The 16242-nt window shown below is 51.5% G+C and carries 18 protein-coding genes; 8 read left to right on the forward strand and 10 right to left on the reverse strand.

All coding sequences use genetic code 11. From position 1 onward, the window contains the following. Positions 1–5 precede the first annotated feature (5 nt). The 4 genes from accA (at position 6) to tilS (ending at position 5010) form a co-directional block, all read left to right on the forward strand. A complete protein-coding gene (gene accA / locus QUE74_RS00960; RefSeq protein WP_000055746.1) occupies positions 6–965 on the forward strand; it encodes an acetyl-CoA carboxylase carboxyl transferase subunit alpha in 960 nt (319 codons plus the stop codon). Positions 966–1062: 97 nt separating this feature from the next. Then, positions 1063–3204, forward strand: coding sequence for a lysine decarboxylase LdcC (gene ldcC, locus QUE74_RS00965; RefSeq protein WP_001021025.1), 2142 nt, complete (start codon positions 1063–1065; stop codon positions 3202–3204). Between the two features lie 56 nt (positions 3205–3260). Next, positions 3261–3650, forward strand: a complete 390-nt coding sequence (locus QUE74_RS00970; protein ID WP_000901098.1) for a VOC family protein — start codon at positions 3261–3263, stop codon at positions 3648–3650. Positions 3651–3714: 64 nt separating this feature from the next. After that, a complete protein-coding gene (tilS, locus tag QUE74_RS00975; RefSeq protein WP_000176509.1) occupies positions 3715–5010 on the forward strand; it encodes a tRNA lysidine(34) synthetase TilS in 1296 nt (431 codons plus the stop codon). A 52-nt stretch (positions 5011–5062) separates the two neighbouring features. On the opposite strand, the gene rof is transcribed toward tilS, so the two are convergent. Together rof and QUE74_RS00985 are read right to left on the reverse strand one after the other, a co-directional pair. Continuing rightward, on the reverse strand, positions 5063–5323 hold the full coding sequence (rof, locus tag QUE74_RS00980) for a Rho-binding antiterminator (RefSeq protein ID WP_000062315.1): 261 nt from the start codon (positions 5321–5323) through the stop codon (positions 5063–5065). Beyond that, positions 5310–5510, reverse strand: a complete 201-nt coding sequence (locus tag QUE74_RS00985; RefSeq protein WP_000417058.1) for a YaeP family protein — start codon at positions 5508–5510, stop codon at positions 5310–5312. The genes rof and QUE74_RS00985 overlap by 14 nt, the downstream gene beginning before the upstream one ends. A 165-nt stretch (positions 5511–5675) precedes the next feature. On the opposite strand from QUE74_RS00985, the gene QUE74_RS00990 reads away from it, so the two are divergent. From QUE74_RS00990 to nlpE, 3 genes are read left to right on the forward strand one after another with little or no spacing between them, the layout of a single operon-like run. Next, entirely contained in the window at positions 5676–6221 is a 546-nt protein-coding gene (locus QUE74_RS00990) for a YaeQ family protein (protein WP_001185283.1), read from the forward strand. Continuing rightward, on the forward strand, positions 6218–6640 hold the full coding sequence (arfB, locus tag QUE74_RS00995; protein ID WP_000635561.1) for an alternative ribosome rescue aminoacyl-tRNA hydrolase ArfB: 423 nt from the start codon (positions 6218–6220) through the stop codon (positions 6638–6640). Before QUE74_RS00990 ends, arfB begins: the two co-directional genes overlap by 4 nt. A 13-nt stretch (positions 6641–6653) precedes the next feature. Beyond that, positions 6654–7364, forward strand: a complete 711-nt coding sequence (nlpE, locus tag QUE74_RS01000) for an envelope stress response activation lipoprotein NlpE (protein ID WP_000239158.1) — start codon at positions 6654–6656, stop codon at positions 7362–7364. A 99-nt stretch (positions 7365–7463) separates the two neighbouring features. Here nlpE and QUE74_RS01005 read toward each other — a convergent pair. From QUE74_RS01005 to metN, 8 genes are all read right to left on the reverse strand, one after another. Beyond that, a protein-coding gene (locus tag QUE74_RS01005) for an IS3-like element IS2 family transposase (RefSeq protein ID WP_088895425.1) occupies positions 7464–8692 on the reverse strand; the annotation gives its coding sequence in 2 pieces (ribosomal slippage) (positions 7464–8377 and positions 8377–8692; 1230 coding nt in all). Positions 8693–8780: 88 nt separating this feature from the next. Beyond that, positions 8781–9554 (reverse strand): YaeF family permuted papain-like enzyme, encoded by a 774-nt coding sequence (locus QUE74_RS01010; protein WP_286331885.1) that lies wholly within the window; start codon positions 9552–9554, stop codon positions 8781–8783. Positions 9555–9606: 52 nt separating this feature from the next. Beyond that, the gene (gene proS, locus QUE74_RS01015; protein ID WP_001260697.1) at positions 9607–11325 is read right to left on the reverse strand and encodes a proline--tRNA ligase; all 1719 of its coding nucleotides are present in this window, start codon (positions 11323–11325) and stop codon (positions 9607–9609) included. A 110-nt stretch (positions 11326–11435) separates the two neighbouring features. Next, on the reverse strand, positions 11436–12143 hold the full coding sequence (gene tsaA / locus QUE74_RS01020; protein ID WP_000094015.1) for a tRNA (N6-threonylcarbamoyladenosine(37)-N6)-methyltransferase TrmO: 708 nt from the start codon (positions 12141–12143) through the stop codon (positions 11436–11438). Beyond that, the gene (rcsF, locus tag QUE74_RS01025; RefSeq protein ID WP_001202321.1) at positions 12140–12544 is read right to left on the reverse strand and encodes an envelope stress sensor lipoprotein RcsF; all 405 of its coding nucleotides are present in this window, start codon (positions 12542–12544) and stop codon (positions 12140–12142) included. Before rcsF ends, tsaA begins: the two co-directional genes overlap by 4 nt. Positions 12545–12661: 117 nt before the next feature. Beyond that, entirely contained in the window at positions 12662–13477 is an 816-nt protein-coding gene (metQ, locus tag QUE74_RS01030) for a methionine ABC transporter substrate-binding lipoprotein MetQ (protein WP_000874226.1), read from the reverse strand. 39 nt (positions 13478–13516) lie between these two features. Next, on the reverse strand, positions 13517–14170 hold the full coding sequence (locus QUE74_RS01035; RefSeq protein WP_001294600.1) for a methionine ABC transporter permease MetI: 654 nt from the start codon (positions 14168–14170) through the stop codon (positions 13517–13519). Next, on the reverse strand, positions 14163–15194 hold the full coding sequence (gene metN, locus QUE74_RS01040; protein ID WP_000593991.1) for a methionine ABC transporter ATP-binding protein MetN: 1032 nt from the start codon (positions 15192–15194) through the stop codon (positions 14163–14165). Before metN ends, QUE74_RS01035 begins: the two co-directional genes overlap by 8 nt. Before the next feature lie 187 nt (positions 15195–15381). Between metN and gmhB the strand changes: the two genes are divergently transcribed. Next, positions 15382–15954 carry a D-glycero-beta-D-manno-heptose 1,7-bisphosphate 7-phosphatase gene (gmhB, locus tag QUE74_RS01045; RefSeq protein WP_001140174.1) on the forward strand — a complete coding sequence of 191 codons (573 nt, stop codon included), beginning with the start codon at positions 15382–15384 and terminating at the stop codon, positions 15952–15954. Positions 15955–16242: the final 288 nt, after the last annotated feature.

The raw sequence follows: 16242 nt of genomic DNA on the forward strand, positions 1-16242 counted from the left end.
ATACTATGAGTCTGAATTTCCTTGATTTTGAACAGCCGATTGCAGAGCTGGAAGCGAAAATCGATTCTCTGACTGCGGTTAGCCGCCAGGATGAGAAACTGGATATTAATATCGATGAAGAAGTGCATCGTCTGCGTGAAAAGAGCGTAGAACTGACGCGTAAAATCTTCGCCGATCTCGGTGCATGGCAGATTGCGCAACTGGCACGCCATCCACAGCGTCCTTATACCCTGGATTACGTTCGCCTGGCCTTTGATGAATTTGACGAACTGGCTGGCGACCGCGCGTATGCAGACGATAAAGCTATCGTCGGGGGTATCGCCCGTCTCGATGGTCGTCCGGTGATGATCATTGGTCATCAAAAAGGTCGTGAAACCAAAGAAAAAATTCGCCGTAACTTTGGTATGCCAGCGCCAGAAGGTTACCGCAAAGCACTGCGTCTGATGCAAATGGCTGAACGCTTTAAGATGCCAATCATCACCTTTATCGACACCCCGGGGGCTTATCCGGGCGTGGGCGCAGAAGAGCGCGGTCAGTCTGAAGCCATTGCACGCAACCTGCGTGAAATGTCTCGCCTTAGCGTACCGACTATTTGTACCGTTATCGGTGAAGGTGGTTCTGGCGGCGCACTGGCGATTGGCGTGGGCGATAAAGTGAATATGTTGCAATACAGCACCTATTCCGTTATTTCGCCGGAAGGTTGCGCGTCCATTCTGTGGAAGAGCGCCGACAAAGCACCGCTGGCGGCTGAAGCGATGGGGATCATCGCTCCGCGTTTGAAAGAACTGAAACTGATTGACTCCATCATCCCGGAACCGCTGGGCGGTGCTCACCGTAACCCGGAAGCGATGGCGGCGTCTCTGAAAGCGCAGCTGCTGGCGGATCTGGCCGATCTCGACGTGTTAAGCACTGAAGATTTAAAAAATCGTCGTTATCAGCGCCTGATGAGCTACGGCTACGCGTAATCAGCAAATGTTCTGAAAAGGGTCACTTCGGTGGCCCTTTTTTATCGCCATGGTTTGAGCGGGCTATGATTAAGGAAGGATTTTCCAGGAGGAACACATGAATATCATTGCCATTATGGGACCGCATGGCGTCTTTTATAAAGATGAGCCCATCAAAGAACTGGAGTCGGCGCTGGTGGCGCAAGGTTTTCAGATTATCTGGCCACAAAACAGCGTTGATTTGCTGAAATTTATCGAACACAACCCACGAATATGCGGCGTGATTTTTGACTGGGATGAATACAGTCTCGATTTATGTAGCGATATCAATCAACTTAATGAATATCTCCCGCTTTATGCCTTCATCAATACTCACTCGACGATGGATGTCAGCGTGCAGGATATGCGGATGGCGCTCTGGTTCTTTGAATATGCGCTGGGGCAGGCAGAAGATATCGCCATTCGTATGCGTCAGTACACCAACGAATATCTCGATAACATTACCCCGCCATTCACTAAAGCCTTGTTTACTTATGTCAAAGAGCGGAAGTACACCTTTTGTACGCCGGGGCATATGGGCGGCACCGCGTATCAGAAAAGCCCGGTAGGCTGTCTGTTTTATGATTTTTTCGGCGGGAATACCCTCAAGGCGGACGTCTCTATTTCGGTAACCGAGCTAGGTTCGTTGCTCGACCACACCGGGCCACATCTGGAAGCGGAAGAATACATCTCACGGACTTTCGGCGCGGAACAGAGTTATATCGTCACCAACGGAACATCGACGTCGAACAAAATTGTGGGTATGTACGCCGCGCCATCCGGCAGTACGCTGTTAATTGACCGCAATTGTCATAAATCGCTGGCGCATCTGTTGATGATGAACGATGTCGTGCCGGTCTGGCTAAAACCAACACGTAATGCGTTGGGGATTCTGGGCGGGATCCCGCGACGAGAATTTACCCGCGACAGTATCGAAGAGAAAGTCGCTGCTACCACGCAGGCACAATGGCCGGTTCATGCGGTGATCACCAACTCCACCTATGATGGCTTGCTCTACAACACCGACTGGATCAAACAGACGCTGGATGTCCCCTCGATCCACTTCGATTCCGCCTGGGTCCCGTATACTCATTTTCATCCGATCTATCAGGGCAAAAGTGGTATGAGTGGCGATCGGGTGGCAGGAAAAGTTTTCTTCGAAACGCAATCGACCCACAAAATGCTGGCGGCGTTGTCGCAGGCATCACTGATCCACATTAAAGGTGAGTACGACGAAGAGGCGTTTAATGAAGCCTTTATGATGCATACCACCACTTCGCCCAGTTATCCCATTGTTGCTTCGGTTGAGACAGCGGCGGCGATGCTGCGTGGTAATCCGGGCAAACGGCTGATTAACCGTTCAGTAGAACGAGCGCTGCATTTTCGCAAAGAGGTCCAGCGGCTGCGGGAAGAGTCTGACGGCTGGTTTTTCGATATCTGGCAACCGCCGCAGGTGGATGAAGCCGAATGCTGGCCCGTTGCGCCTGGCGAACAGTGGCACGGCTTTAACGATGCGGATGCCGATCATATGTTTCTCGATCCGGTTAAAGTCACTATTTTGACACCGGGGATGGACGAGCAGGGCAATATGAGCGATGAGGGGATCCCTGCGGCGCTGGTGGCAAAATTCCTCGACGAACGTGGGATCGTAGTAGAGAAAACCGGCCCTTATAACCTGCTGTTTCTCTTTAGTATTGGCATCGATAAAACCAAAGCAATGGGATTATTGCGTGGGTTGACGGAATTTAAGCGCTCTTACGATCTCAACCTGCGGATCAAAAATATGCTGCCCGATCTCTATGCAGAAGATCCCGATTTTTATCGCAATATGCGTATTCAGGATCTCGCGCAAGGGATACATAAGCTGATTCGTAAACACGATCTTCCCGGTTTGATGTTGCGGGCATTTGATACTTTGCCGGAGATGATCATGACGCCACATCAGGCATGGCAACGGCAGATTAAAGGTGAAGTAGAAACCATTGCGCTGGAACAACTGGTCGGTAGAGTATCGGCAAATATGATCCTGCCTTATCCACCGGGCGTACCGCTGTTGATGCCTGGAGAAATGCTGACCAAAGAGAGCCGCACAGTACTCGATTTTCTACTGATGCTTTGTTCCGTAGGGCAACATTACCCCGGCTTTGAAACGGATATTCACGGCGCGAAACAGGACGGAGATGGCGTTTACCGCGTACGAGTCCTAAAAATGGCGGGATAACTTGCCAGAGCGGCTTCCGGGCGAGTAACGTGCTGTTAACAAATAAAGGAGACGTTATGCTGGGTTTAAAACAGGTTCATCATATTGCGATTATTGCGACGGATTATGCGGTGAGCAAAGCTTTCTACTGCGATATTCTCGGTTTCACGCTGCAAAGCGAAGTCTATCGCGAAGCGCGCGATTCGTGGAAAGGGGATTTGGCGCTTAATGGGCAATATGTGATTGAGCTTTTCTCATTTCCGTTCCCGCCGGAGCGCCCCAGCCGACCGGAAGCTTGCGGCCTGCGTCATCTGGCTTTTAGCGTTGATGATATCGATGCGGCAGTGGCGCACCTTGAAAGCCATAACGTGAAATGTGAAGCCATACGTGTCGATCCCTACACGCAAAAGCGCTTCACATTCTTTAACGATCCGGACGGACTGCCGTTGGAACTGTATGAGCAGTAAGGCTTGTCATCGCCATATTTGCCCGGTAACGTGCCGGGCATTGCTACTGTAAAATCGCACCATCATGACACTCACTCTCAATAGACAACTTCTCATCTCACGCCAGATTCTGGTGGCCTTTAGCGGCGGGCTTGACTCCACCGTTCTGCTGCATCAGTTGGTGCAGTGGCGGACGGAAAATCCGAGCGTCATCCTGCGCGCTATTCATGTGCATCACGGTTTAAGTGCCAACGCTGATGCTTGGGTGAAACATTGTGAAAATATCTGCCAGCAGTGGCAGGTGCCGCTGGTGGTTGAGCGTGTGCAACTTGCGCAAGAGGGGCTAGGTATTGAGGCCCAGGCGCGGCAGGCACGTTATCAGGCATTTGCTCGTACCCTGTTACCTGGTGAAGTGCTGGTTACAGCGCAACATCTCGACGATCAATGTGAAACGTTTCTGCTGGCGCTAAAACGCGGTAGCGGTCCTGCAGGGCTTTCGGCTATGGCGGAAATCTCGGAGTTTGCCGGAACGCGGCTTATCCGCCCGTTGCTCGCCCGCACGCGGGGAGAACTGGAGCAGTGGGCGTTGGCGCATGGTTTACGTTGGATTGAAGACGAAAGTAATCAGGACGACTCATACGATCGTAACTTCCTGCGCCTGCGCGTTGTGCCGTTATTGCAGCAGCGTTGGCCGCATTTTGCCGAAGCAACGGCCCGCAGCGCCGCACTTTGTGCTGAGCAAGAGAGCCTGTTGGATGAACTGCTGGTGGATGATTTAGCACACTGTCAAACGCCGCAGGGAACGCTGCAGATTGCGCCAATGCTGGCGATGAGTGATGCCCGTCGCGCGGCGATTATTCGCCGCTGGCTTGCAGGGCAGAATGCACCGATGCCTTCCCGCGACGCGTTGGTGAGGATCTGGCAGGAAGTGGCGCTGGCGCGAGAAGATGCTTCCCCCTGTTTACGTTTGGGGGCGTTTGAAATCCGCCGCTATCAATCGCAACTGTGGTGGATTAAATCCGTCACTGGGCAAAGCGAAACCATTGTGCCGTGGCAGACGTGGTTACAACCGCTGGAATTACCGGCGGCGCTGGGAAGTGTACAGCTTACTGCGGGAGGCGATATTCGCCCTCCGCGTGCAGACGAAGCGGTCAGCGTGCGTTTCAAAGCGCCAGGATTGCTGCATATTGTCGGGCGCAATGGTGGGCGTAAGTTAAAGAAAATCTGGCAGGAACTGGGCGTACCGCCGTGGTTGCGTGACACCACGCCACTGCTGTTTTATGGCGAAACGCTGATTGCAGCGGCAGAGGTATTTGTGACGCAAGAAGGTGTGGCTGAAGGTGAGAATGGCGTAAGTTTTGTCTGGCGGCGAAACGCTTAGTTAAGTGAAAGCCGGATAAGACGCATCAAACGTCGCATCCGGCGAAAGTCAATCAGGACTCGCTCACCACCACCGTACCGATTTCCGGGTGGCTAAAGCTGGTAATTTTATCCAGACGCAGTTCGCGGGTTGTACCAGCGGCCTCGACGACCAGATACTCCACATTTTTGCGGGAGACTAAATCGCTGGCCTTCGCCTGCAATTTTTCGCCATCTTTCAGCTCAAGTGTCAGCATTAAATGATGCTGGCAGGCGAGCTCAAGATTATCGTAATCATCACAATTGATTGGTTGATACGTATCATTCATTGACATAATCGCTCACCAGTAAGTTTGCCGCAGCGTATGCTGCTTTTTCCCTGACAGCCTCAGAAAGGGCATCGTCGGCAGCCATTTCATTCAGCACTTTCAAAACGCAGCCCAGCGCGTCCGGAACGTATCCTAAGTCTCCGCTGGCGATTTCCGCGTACCGCTTGCGTATTAACTCACAATATTTTTCCACATGCCCTCCTGTCAGCACTCTGACTTAACCGTGGATGCAAGTCTAAGCCTACGAAGATAAACTCTGTTTCGCAAGGTGACTATACCACACTCATTTCTGCAATATCAGCGTCGCAACTGCACGTATTCCGTTACAATGGCCTCCTGATTCGAAAGGAGTTTTCTTATGGCGCTTAAAGCGACAATTTATAAAGCGACGGTTAATGTGGCCGATCTCGACCGCAACCAGTTTCTCGATGCCTCTCTGACGCTGGCGCGCCATCCTTCAGAAACCCAGGAGCGCATGATGCTGCGCCTGCTGGCGTGGCTGAAATATGCTGATGAACGTCTGCAATTTACCCGAGGTTTGTGTGCCGATGATGAGCCGGAAGCGTGGCTGCGTAATGATCATCTGGGCATTGATTTGTGGATTGAACTGGGATTGCCGGATGAGCGGCGGATTAAGAAAGCCTGCACCCAGGCCGCAGAAGTGGCGCTGTTTGCCTATAATAGTCGGGCGGCGCAAATCTGGTGGCAGCAAAATCAGAGTAAATGTGCGCAGTTTGCCAATCTTTCCGTCTGGTATCTGGACGACGAGCAACTGGCAAAAGTGAGCGCCTTTGCCGATCGTACCATGACGCTGCAGGCAACGATTCAGGATGGCGTGATCTGGTTATCGGATGACAAGAATAATCTGGAAGTGAACTTAACCGTCTGGCAACAACCTTCATGATTGTGATTTCCCGACATGTTGCTATCCCCAATGGCGAGTTTGAGATCACTGCTATTCGTGCACAGGGCGCGGGCGGACAGCATGTTAATAAGACCTCAACGGCTATTCATCTGCGTTTTGACATTCGAGCGTCCAGCCTGCCAGAGTATTACAAAGAGCGCCTGCTCGCTGCCAGCCATCATCTGATTAGCAGCGATGGAGTGATAGTCATCAAGGCACAGGAATACCGTAGCCAGGAACTGAACCGCGAAGCGGCGCTGGCACGGTTGGTGGCAGTGATTAAAGAATTAACAACAGAACAAAAAGCCCGACGACCGACACGACCTACCCGCGCATCAAAAGAGCGCAGGCTGGTATCGAAAGCACAAAAATCAAGCGTGAAGGCGTTGCGCGGCAAAGTGCGCGGCGGTCGGGAATAAAAAGAAGGAATGGATGGTGAAAAAAGCGATAGTGACAGCGATGGCTGTAATCAGCCTCTTTACTCTGATGGGATGTAATAATCGAGCCGAAGTCGATACGCTTTCTCCGGCGCAGGCCGCTGAACTGAAGCCGATGCCGCAAAGCTGGCGCGGCGTGCTGCCGTGTGCTGATTGCGAAGGTATCGAAACCTCTCTGTTCCTCGAAAAAGATGGAACCTGGGTGATGAATGAGCGTTATCTGGGGGCTCGTGAAGAACCTTTCTCTTTCGCCTCCTACGGTACATGGGCGCGAACCGCTGACAAACTGGTATTAACCGACAGTAAAGGTGAAAAGTCATATTATCGGGCGAAAGGAGATGCGTTGGAGATGCTCGATCGTGAAGGCAATCCGATCGAATCGCAGTTCAACTATACACTGGAACCGGCAAAATCCAGCCTGCCAGTGACGCCGATGACTCTACGCGGCATGTATTTTTATATGGCTGATGCGGCAACCTTTACTGATTGTGCGACCGGAAAACGTTTCATGGTAGCGAATAATGCAGAGCTGGAGCGTAGCTACCTGGCTGCGCGCGGTAACAGTGAAAAACCGGTGTTACTGTCAGTAGAAGGTCACTTTACGCTTGAGACTAATCCGGATAACGGTGCGCCAACCAAAGTATTAGCGCCCGATACGGCAGGTAAATTTTACCCAAACCAGGATTGCAGTAGTTTGGGGCAGTAATTGAATGCCGGAGCATTCTCCGGCTTTTATCACCGAGTCAGACCAACAAAGCGACTCGCTTTAATATAAATCCCTGGCTTCAAGTGCCTGGATTTGCCCCTATATTTCCAGACATCTGTTATCACTTAACCCATTACAAGCCCGCTGCCGCAGATATTCCCGTGGCGAGCGATAACCCAGCGCACTATGCGGATGCCATTCGTTATAATGCTCGAACGCCTCTGCAAGGTTCTTTGCTGCCGTTAACCCGTCTGGTTTGGGCATGATACTGATGTAGTCACGCTTTATCGTTTTCACGAAGCTCTCTGCTATTCCGTTACTCTCCGGACTCCGCACCGCCGTGTTCTTCGGTTCAAGTCCCAACATCCGGGCGAACTGGCGTGTTTCATTAGCCCGGTAGCATGAACCATTATCCGTCAGCCACTCCACTGGAGACGACGGAAGATCGTTGCCGAAGCGGCGTTCCACCGCTCCCAGCATGACGTCCTGTACTGTTTCACTGTTGAAGCCGCCAGTAGTCACCGCCCAGTGCAGTGCCTCACGATCACAGCAGTCCAGCGCGAACGTGACACGCAGTCTCTCTCCGTTATCACAGCAGAACTCGAACCCGTCAGAGCACCATCGCTGATTGCTTTCTTTCACGGCCACTCTGCCTGTATGTGCCCGTTTCGATGGCGGTACAGCAGGTTTTCGCTCAAGCAACAGCGCATTCTGGCGCATGATCCGGTAAACACGTTTGGCATTGATCGCAGGCATACCATCAAGTTCTGCCTGTCTGCGAAGCAGCGCCCATACCCGACGATAACCATACGTGGGCAGCTCTCCGATAACATGGTGTATACGGAGAAGCACATCCGTATCATCAGTGTGACGACTGCGGCGGCCATCCATCCAGTCATCGGTTCGTCTGAGAATGACGTGCAACTGCGCACGCGACACCCGGAGACAACGGCTGACTAAGCTTACTCCCCATCCCCGGGCAATAAGGGCGCGTGCGCTATCCACTTTTTTGCCCGTCCATATTCAACGGCTTCTTTGAGGAGTTCATTTTCCATCGTTTTCTTGCCGAGCAGGCGCTGGAGTTCTTTAATCTGCTTCATGGCGGCAGCAAGTTCAGAGGCAGGAACAACCTGTTCTCCGGCGGCGACAGCAGTAAGACTTCCTTCCTGGTATTGCTTACGCCAGAGAAATAACTGGCTGGCTGCTACACCATGTTGCCGGGCAACGAGGGAGACCGTCATCCCCGGTTCAAAGCTCTGCTGAACAATTGCGATCTTTTCCTGTGTGGTACGCCGTCTGCGTTTCTCCGGCCCTAAGACATCAATCATCTGTTCTCCAATGACTAGTCTAAAAACTAGTATTAAGACTATCACTTATTTAAGTGATACTGGTTGTCTGGAGATTCAGGGGGCCAGTCTAGTGCCCGACATACTCTAACTGCGTTTCTGGCTTAAACGCAGAGACATCGCCAGTACGCATATGCATCAGATCGGCAGGGCTAATCCAGCCAGACTGTGCCAGCGTAAGCGGATGTCCGGCTTTGGCAAATGCATCAGTGACAAATTCCGAACAAAACCACGACTTTTTGTCTCCTTCGCTCACACTGCTTAACTGCGCTTTCGCCAGGCCGCTGACGCACTGTTGGCGAAAATCCTCGGAGAACGGATTCAGTGAGCACATCTGGCGAGTCACCATAAATGGAATAAATTCGACAATGCCGCGATAGTTATAACCGCTATCTTTGATTTTATTGGCAAACGCGGTAATTTCTGTGGCTTGTTGCGGGGTAAGATCCGGAACTCGTAAGACGAAAAGCTTATCACTATGCTTCATCGCTTTTTTAAGGGAAACAATCTGGACGCCATCTCCTGTCGCTTCTGCAACGTTATTATCTCCCAAAAAGATTGCAACGTGGCTCACAGAGGAAGTGCTGAAGACGCGGATACCAAATGAGGTTACCCCAAGGCTTGAGGAGAACAGTAAATCGCCGGGTTTGAGATCAGGTTCTGTTATTTCTTTTATTGATTGTTCGGTGAAAGAGCTTTGATGCTGGAATTTGACTGCCCATGTTTTTGCCGCGGCATCTACCGCTGTGGCTGATGAGTCTGGCTGGCTGATGTCAACGGTACAGGCCGAAAGTGAAAGAAAGCAGGGGAGAAGCAGGCACCAGTGCGCCTTTGGTTTATCCATTTTATACAATCCATGTAAAAAAGGGTCCTGAAATTCAGGACCCTTTCTGGCATCAGCCTTTAATCTGTTTCACCAGATAATCGACGATGTCACCGGTCTTAATTAACTGTTTCTCACCGTTACGACGGTATTTGTATTCGATATCGTCGTTGTCGAGGTTACGGTCGCCCAACACGATAGTGTGCGGAATACCGATCAGTTCCATATCAGCAAACATCACGCCCGGACGTTCTTTGCGGTCATCCAGCAGCACTTCGATACCCTGTGCGCGCAGTTCGCTATACAGTTTCTCAGCCAGCTCCTGTACGCGGAAGGATTTGTGCATGTTCATCGGCAGAATCGCCACCTGGAAAGGTGCGATAGCGTCAGGCCATACGATGCCGCGTTCGTCGTAGTTCTGCTCAATTGCCGCAGCTACTACGCGCGTTACGCCGATACCGTAGCAACCCATAGTCAGGATCTGATTACGGCCATCTTCACCCTGAACGGAGGCTTTAAGTGCTTCGGAGTACTTAGTACCCAGCTGGAAGATGTGACCGACTTCGATACCACGTTTGATCAGCAGCGTACCCTGTCCATCCGGGCTTGGATCGCCAGCCACTACGTTACGGATATCCGCAACTACCGGGGTTGCGACATCGCGATCCCAGTTGATACCGAAGTAGTGTTTGCCATCGATGTTAGCACCAGCAGCAAAATCACTCATCGCCGCAACAGTACGGTCAATTACTACCGGAATCGGCATGTTTACCGGACCCAGTGAACCCGGACCGGCTTTAACCACGGCACGAATTTCTTCTTCAGTCGCGAAAGTCAGCGGGCTTGCAACCTGCGGCAGTTTCTCAGCTTTAACTTCGTTCAGCTCGTGGTCACCGCGAACCAGCAGCGCAACCAGCGGGAAGCTACTGCCTTCAACGGCTTTAACCAGCAGAGTCTTAACCGTTTTTTCAATCGGCAGATTGAATTGTTCTACCAGTTCAGCGATGGTTTTCGCGTTCGGCGTATCAACCAGCGTCATTTCCTGGGTAGCAGCAGCGCGCGGTTCTTTCGGCGCGATAGCTTCTGCCAGCTCAATGTTCGCTGCATAGTCAGAGGTGTCGGAGAAGACCACATCGTCTTCACCGCTCTGCGCCAGCACCTGGAATTCGTGAGAGGCGCTGCCGCCGATAGAACCGGTATCGGCCTGTACGGCGCGGAAATCCAGCCCCATGCGGCTGAAGATTTTGCTGTAGGCCGCATACATTGCATCGTAGGTTTCCTGCAGGGATTCCTGAGAGGTATGGAAAGAGTAAGCATCTTTCATCAGGAATTCGCGGGAACGCATGACGCCGAAACGCGGGCGCACTTCATCACGGAACTTGGTCTGGATCTGATAGAAGTTCAGCGGCAGCTGTTTGTAAGAGCTCAGCTCGTTACGAATCAGGTCGGTAATCACTTCTTCATGAGTTGGGCCAAGTACGAACGGACGGTCACCACGGTCAGCAATACGCAGCAATTCCGGGCCATACTGTTCCCAACGACCACTCTCTTGCCACAGTTCAGATGGCTGAACCACCGGCATTAACACCTCGATCGCACCGGCGTTGTTCATCTCTTCACGCACGATGTTTTCGACTTTTTTCAGAACGCGCACGCCGGTCGGCAGCCAGGTGTATAACCCGGAGGCCAGCTTGCGGATCATCCCGGCGCGCAACATCAGCTGATGGCTGATCACCTCGGCGTCGGCAGGTGTCTCCTTAAGAGTGGAGAGCAGGTATTGGCTAGTACGCATGTTGTTACGGTTCCAGTTGGAAGGTAGAGCAGGCTCAAGGCGAGCCTGGGACAAAAAAAGTGATTTAGTTTACCAGTGCAAAAGAAATGTCAAAAGAGAAGGGCGCGAATTTAACGCGGTTCCAGCGCAAAGACTTCAAAACCAGCGTCGGTGACGCGCCAGCGAACGTTAAAATTATGCAGCCAGACGGCATAGGTTTTGCCCGTATCCTCACCTTTACGATAGGCTGGACGCGGGTCCTGCGCCAGTACTTCGCGGATAAACAGCGTTAACTGCGGATATCGCTTCTCCAGTGTCAAAAGCTGCTTTTCGACCTCTAAGGTAAAACTCACCGCCATCTCTGCCGCTGGTGCACTTTGCGCATAGCTGGCGCTGGCATCGGGAAGCGATTCGGCAAAGGGGAGATACGGTTTGATATCCACCACTGGCGTCCCATCGACCAGATCCAGACTGCCAAGCTTCAGAATCACGCTGTCTTTATGGCAAACAACCTCTTTCAGCTCTACCAGCGACATACCAATCGGATTAGGACGGAAAGTAGAGCGTGTGGCGAAAACGCCCATTCTGGCATTACCACCAAGACGAGGCGGACGCACAGTTGGGCGCCAGCCGCCTTCCATCGTTTGATGAAAGACGAAAAGTATCCATAAATGGCTGAACGCCTCCAGGCCGCGTACGGCGTCGGCCTGGTTGTAGGGAGCAATGAGATGCAGTTCACCGTTGGCGCTTTTTACCAGACCTGGCTGGCGCGGAACGGCGAATTTTTCTTTATAGGGCGAGCGAATAACGCCTATTTGCTCGAACTGGAAACTGCTCATTTCGCCGTAATGTTAAGCGCAGAACCGATACATACAGCCTGACGATAGCAGCCTGGCGTACCGCTGGTAACTTCGCAGCTATGCAGTAATACCGCATTGGCTTTCATTTTAGAGGCATTGATTTGCATCCGCTTACGCGCGGTTGGAATGCTCGGCGGAGAGTCCTGATTAGAGGCCTGGCAAGAATCGCCACTGACTTCACCGAGATCGCGGAATGGTTTGCCGACTAATTCTTCTGCATTGGTATAAATTCGGACCGGCGCGGCGCGCGGTGCTTTCGGTTTTGCAGGCTCCGCTTTCGGCTGGGGTGCAGTGCTTTGAACGGGTTCGACAGGGGATCTGCTTAACATGGAACAGCCGCTTAGCATGAGTGCTACTAAACAGATCGGTAAAGCACGCATAGTATTTCCTCAATGTATGATCAAAACGTCAATATTGAATCAGGAGCTTGTAAAAATGACAAGACGGGCAAGCGCCCGTCCTGAATGATATTACAAATTGTGGAAACAGCCTAAAAATTACCAGCCTTTAACAGCGCCACCGTTAAACACTTTGTTCGCTGCTTCGTAAACTTCGTCAGACTGATAAGCCTGGACGAATTTCTTCACGTTCTCTGCGTCTTTATTATCTTCACGCGTCACGATCAGGTTTACGTACGGAGACTCTTTATCTTCGACAAAGATACCGTCTTTCGCCGGAGTCAGGCCAATCTGGCTGGCATAGGTGGTGTTGATAACCGCCAGAGCGATTTGCGCATCGTCCAGAGAGCGCGGCAGCTGCGGTGCTTCCAGCTCAACAATTTTCAGGTTTTTTGGGTTCTCAACAACATCAAGAACTGTTGGCAACAGGCCAACGCCATCTTTCAGTTTGATCAAGCCCACTTTTTGCAGCAGCAGCAGTGAACGACCAAGGTTAGTTGGGTCGTTTGGCACGGCAACCTGCGAACCATCCTGCAGTTCATCCAGTGATTTGATTTTCTTGGAGTAACCAGCAATCGGATAAACAAAAGTGTTGCCTACTGCGACCAGTTTGTAGCCACGATCTTTCAGTTGCTGATCAAGGTACGGTTTATGCTGGAAGGCGTTGGCGTCGATATCGCCTTTGCTCAATGCTTCGTTTGGCAGAACATAGTCGTTGAAGGTTACCAGCTCAACGTCCAGGCCATATTTGTCTTTCGCGACTTTCTGCGCGACTTCTGCAACCTGCTGTTCGGCACCAACAATCACGCCGACTTTAATGTGGTTTGGATCTTTTTCATCCTGACCGCAGCCTACCAGTGCCAGTGATCCAATCAGGGCTCCCACTGCCGCAAAGGTTTTGAATTTGAACGCCATACCTTATTCCTTCTTCAATTATTTATGTTGTGTTGAACGTTACTTGCGAGTGACAGCCCGGACGATGCGGTCGCCTGCGAACTGAATTAAATAAACCAGAATGACCAGCAATACCAGTACCGTATTCATCACCGTCGCGTTGTAGCCGATGTAGCCATACTGATAGCCAATCTGACCTAAACCACCGGCACCGACTGCGCCACCCATTGCGGAATAACCGACCAGAGTAATCAGGGTGATAGTTGCTGCATTCACCAGACCTGGCAACGCCTCCGGTAACAGCACTTTGCGCACGATCTGCATCGGCGTAGCACCCATTGCGCGGGAAGCTTCAATTAACCCGGTTGGGATCTCCAGCAGAGCGTTCTCGACCATACGGGCAATAAACGGTGCTGCACCAACTGTCAGCGGAACAATCGCTGCCTGCAAACCAATCGATGTACCGACAATAACGCGAGTAAACGGAATCATCCATACCAGCAAGATAATGAACGGGATGGATCGGAAAATGTTCACAATCGCAGAAACGGTACGATACAGCTTCGCGTTAGCAATAATTTGCCCCGGACGCGTGACATAAAGCAGGACGCCAACCGGCAGACCAATCACAAAACCAAAAAAACCGGATACGAAGGTCATTGCCAGCGTTTCCCATACGCCACGAACCAGCAGCCACATCATCGGCTCAGACATAACCCAGTACCTCTACTTTTACATGGTGTTCCTGCAGCCAGGCAATGGCGGCTTGCGTATCTTGTTGTGTGCCGTGCATTTCAGTCAGCATGATGCCGAACTTAACGCCACCGGCGTAATCCATCTGCGCGCTAATAATGTTGTTATTGACGTTGAAACGACGCGCGGTTTCAGAAAGAAGCGGGGCATCGACCGATTGACCGGTAAACTCCAGACGCAGCATCGGCACGCAGTCAGCGAATGGTTCCGCTTGCAGTCGTTCCTGATAGTCTTCCGGGATATCCAGATGCAGGGTCGACTGAATAAACTTCTGCGCTAGCGGCGTTTTCGGATGCGAGAACACTTCACTTACCGTGTCCTGCTCGATCAACTCGCCATTACTGATCACCGCCACGCAATCACAAATGCGCTTCACAACGTCCATTTCGTGGGTGATCAACAGAATCGTCAAACCCAGACGACGATTGATGTCTTTCAGCAGTTCGAGAATAGAACGTGTTGTTGCCGGGTCCAGCGCGCTGGTGGCCTCATCACACAGCAATACTTTGGGATTGCTGGCTAACGCACGGGCAATCGCCACACGTTGTTTCTGCCCACCGGAAAGGTTAGACGGGTAACTATCATGCTTATCGCCAAGACCAACCAATGACAGTAATTCTGTCACGCGACGTTTAATCTCGTCTTTCGGCGTGTTGTCCAGCTCCAGCGGCAGTGCCACGTTGCCAAAAACAGTGCGCGAAGAGAGCAGGTTAAAATGCTGGAAAATCATACCAATCTGGCGGCGAGCTTTGGTCAACTCGGATTCTGACAGCGTGGTCAGTTCCTGACCATCGACCAGCACGCTACCCTCGGTTGGGCGCTCCAGCAGGTTTACACAACGGATAAGCGTACTTTTACCCGCGCCTGAGGCACCGATAACGCCATAAATTTGTCCAGCTGGCACATGCAGGCTGACGTTGTTCAACGCCTGGATGGTGCGGGTGCCCTGGTGGAACACTTTGGTGATATTCGAAAGTTTTATCATTGATTATTTATTATCGTCATTAAGTTAGTCGTGGCATTTCGAATGCCTGAAACGGTCAAAGCCGTCAATGAAATGGATGTTAAGGCATCCAGACGTCTAAATCAATCAGGTTTATGCGAAGAGCACTTTCTTGCAGGTCGAAACATGCGATACTAGCGTCACATGCCTTATTAAGGAGCTATAAAAGGTGGCGAAGAGCGTACCCGCAATTTTTCTTGACCGTGATGGCACCATTAATGTCGATCACGGCTATGTCCATGAGATCGACAACTTTGAATTTATCGACGGTGTTATTGACGCCATGCGCGAGCTAAAAAAAATGGGCTTTGCGCTGGTGGTAGTAACCAACCAGTCTGGCATTGCTCGCGGTAAATTTACTGAAGCACAGTTTGAAACGCTGACCGAGTGGATGGACTGGTCGCTGGCGGACCGCGATGTCGATCTGGATGGCATCTATTATTGCCCGCATCATCCGCAGGGTAGTGTTGAAGAGTTTCGTCAGGTCTGCGATTGCCGCAAACCACATCCGGGGATGCTTTTGTCAGCACGCGATTATTTACATATTGATATGGCTGCTTCTTATATGGTGGGCGATAAATTAGAAGATATGCAGGCAGCGGCTGCGGCGAACGTGGGAACAAAAGTGCTGGTGCGTACGGGAAAACCTATTACGCCTGAAGCAGAAAACGCGGCGGATTGGGTGTTAAATAGCCTGGCAGACCTGCCGCAAGCGATAAAAAAGCAGCAAAAACCGGCGTAATGATTAAAAGATGAGCGGTTGAAATAAAAATGCATTTTTCCGCTTGTCTTCCTGAAACGACTCCCTATAATGCGCCTCCATCGACACGGCGGATGTGAATCACTTCACACAAACAGCCGGTTCGGTTGAAGAGAAAAATCCTGAAATTCAGGGTTGACTCTGAAAGAGGAAAGCGTAATATACGCCAACTCGCGACAGTGAGCTGAAAGCCGCGTCGCAACTGCTCTTTAACAATTTATCAGACAATCTGTGTGGGCACTCGAAGATACGGATTCTTAACGTCGCAAG

The organism is Escherichia sp. 10290 (assembly GCF_030295155.1).
GTDB lineage: Bacteria > Pseudomonadota > Gammaproteobacteria > Enterobacterales > Enterobacteriaceae > Escherichia > Escherichia coli_F.

Excerpts from the sequence above, each read along its gene's own strand:
- metQ (WP_000874226.1), bottom strand. The coding sequence starts at position 13,477 with ATGGCGTTCAAATTCAAAACCTTTGCGGCAGTGGGAGCCCTGATTGGA.
- arfB (WP_000635561.1), top strand. The coding sequence starts at position 6,218 with ATGATTGTGATTTCCCGACATGTTGCTATCCCCAATGGCGAGTTTGAG.
- tilS (WP_000176509.1), top strand. The coding sequence starts at position 3,715 with ATGACACTCACTCTCAATAGACAACTTCTCATCTCACGCCAGATTCTG.
- ldcC (WP_001021025.1), top strand. The coding sequence starts at position 1,063 with ATGAATATCATTGCCATTATGGGACCGCATGGCGTCTTTTATAAAGAT.
- QUE74_RS00970 (WP_000901098.1), top strand. The coding sequence starts at position 3,261 with ATGCTGGGTTTAAAACAGGTTCATCATATTGCGATTATTGCGACGGAT.
- tsaA (WP_000094015.1), bottom strand. The coding sequence starts at position 12,143 with ATGAGCAGTTTCCAGTTCGAGCAAATAGGCGTTATTCGCTCGCCCTAT.
- proS (WP_001260697.1), bottom strand. The coding sequence starts at position 11,325 with ATGCGTACTAGCCAATACCTGCTCTCCACTCTTAAGGAGACACCTGCC.
- rcsF (WP_001202321.1), bottom strand. The coding sequence starts at position 12,544 with ATGCGTGCTTTACCGATCTGTTTAGTAGCACTCATGCTAAGCGGCTGT.
- QUE74_RS01010 (WP_286331885.1), bottom strand. The coding sequence starts at position 9,554 with ATGGATAAACCAAAGGCGCACTGGTGCCTGCTTCTCCCCTGCTTTCTT.
- rof (WP_000062315.1), bottom strand. The coding sequence starts at position 5,323 with ATGTCAATGAATGATACGTATCAACCAATCAATTGTGATGATTACGAT.
- QUE74_RS00990 (WP_001185283.1), top strand. The coding sequence starts at position 5,676 with ATGGCGCTTAAAGCGACAATTTATAAAGCGACGGTTAATGTGGCCGAT.
- metN (WP_000593991.1), bottom strand. The coding sequence starts at position 15,194 with ATGATAAAACTTTCGAATATCACCAAAGTGTTCCACCAGGGCACCCGC.
- QUE74_RS01035 (WP_001294600.1), bottom strand. The coding sequence starts at position 14,170 with ATGTCTGAGCCGATGATGTGGCTGCTGGTTCGTGGCGTATGGGAAACG.
- accA (WP_000055746.1), top strand. The coding sequence starts at position 6 with ATGAGTCTGAATTTCCTTGATTTTGAACAGCCGATTGCAGAGCTGGAA.
- nlpE (WP_000239158.1), top strand. The coding sequence starts at position 6,654 with ATGGTGAAAAAAGCGATAGTGACAGCGATGGCTGTAATCAGCCTCTTT.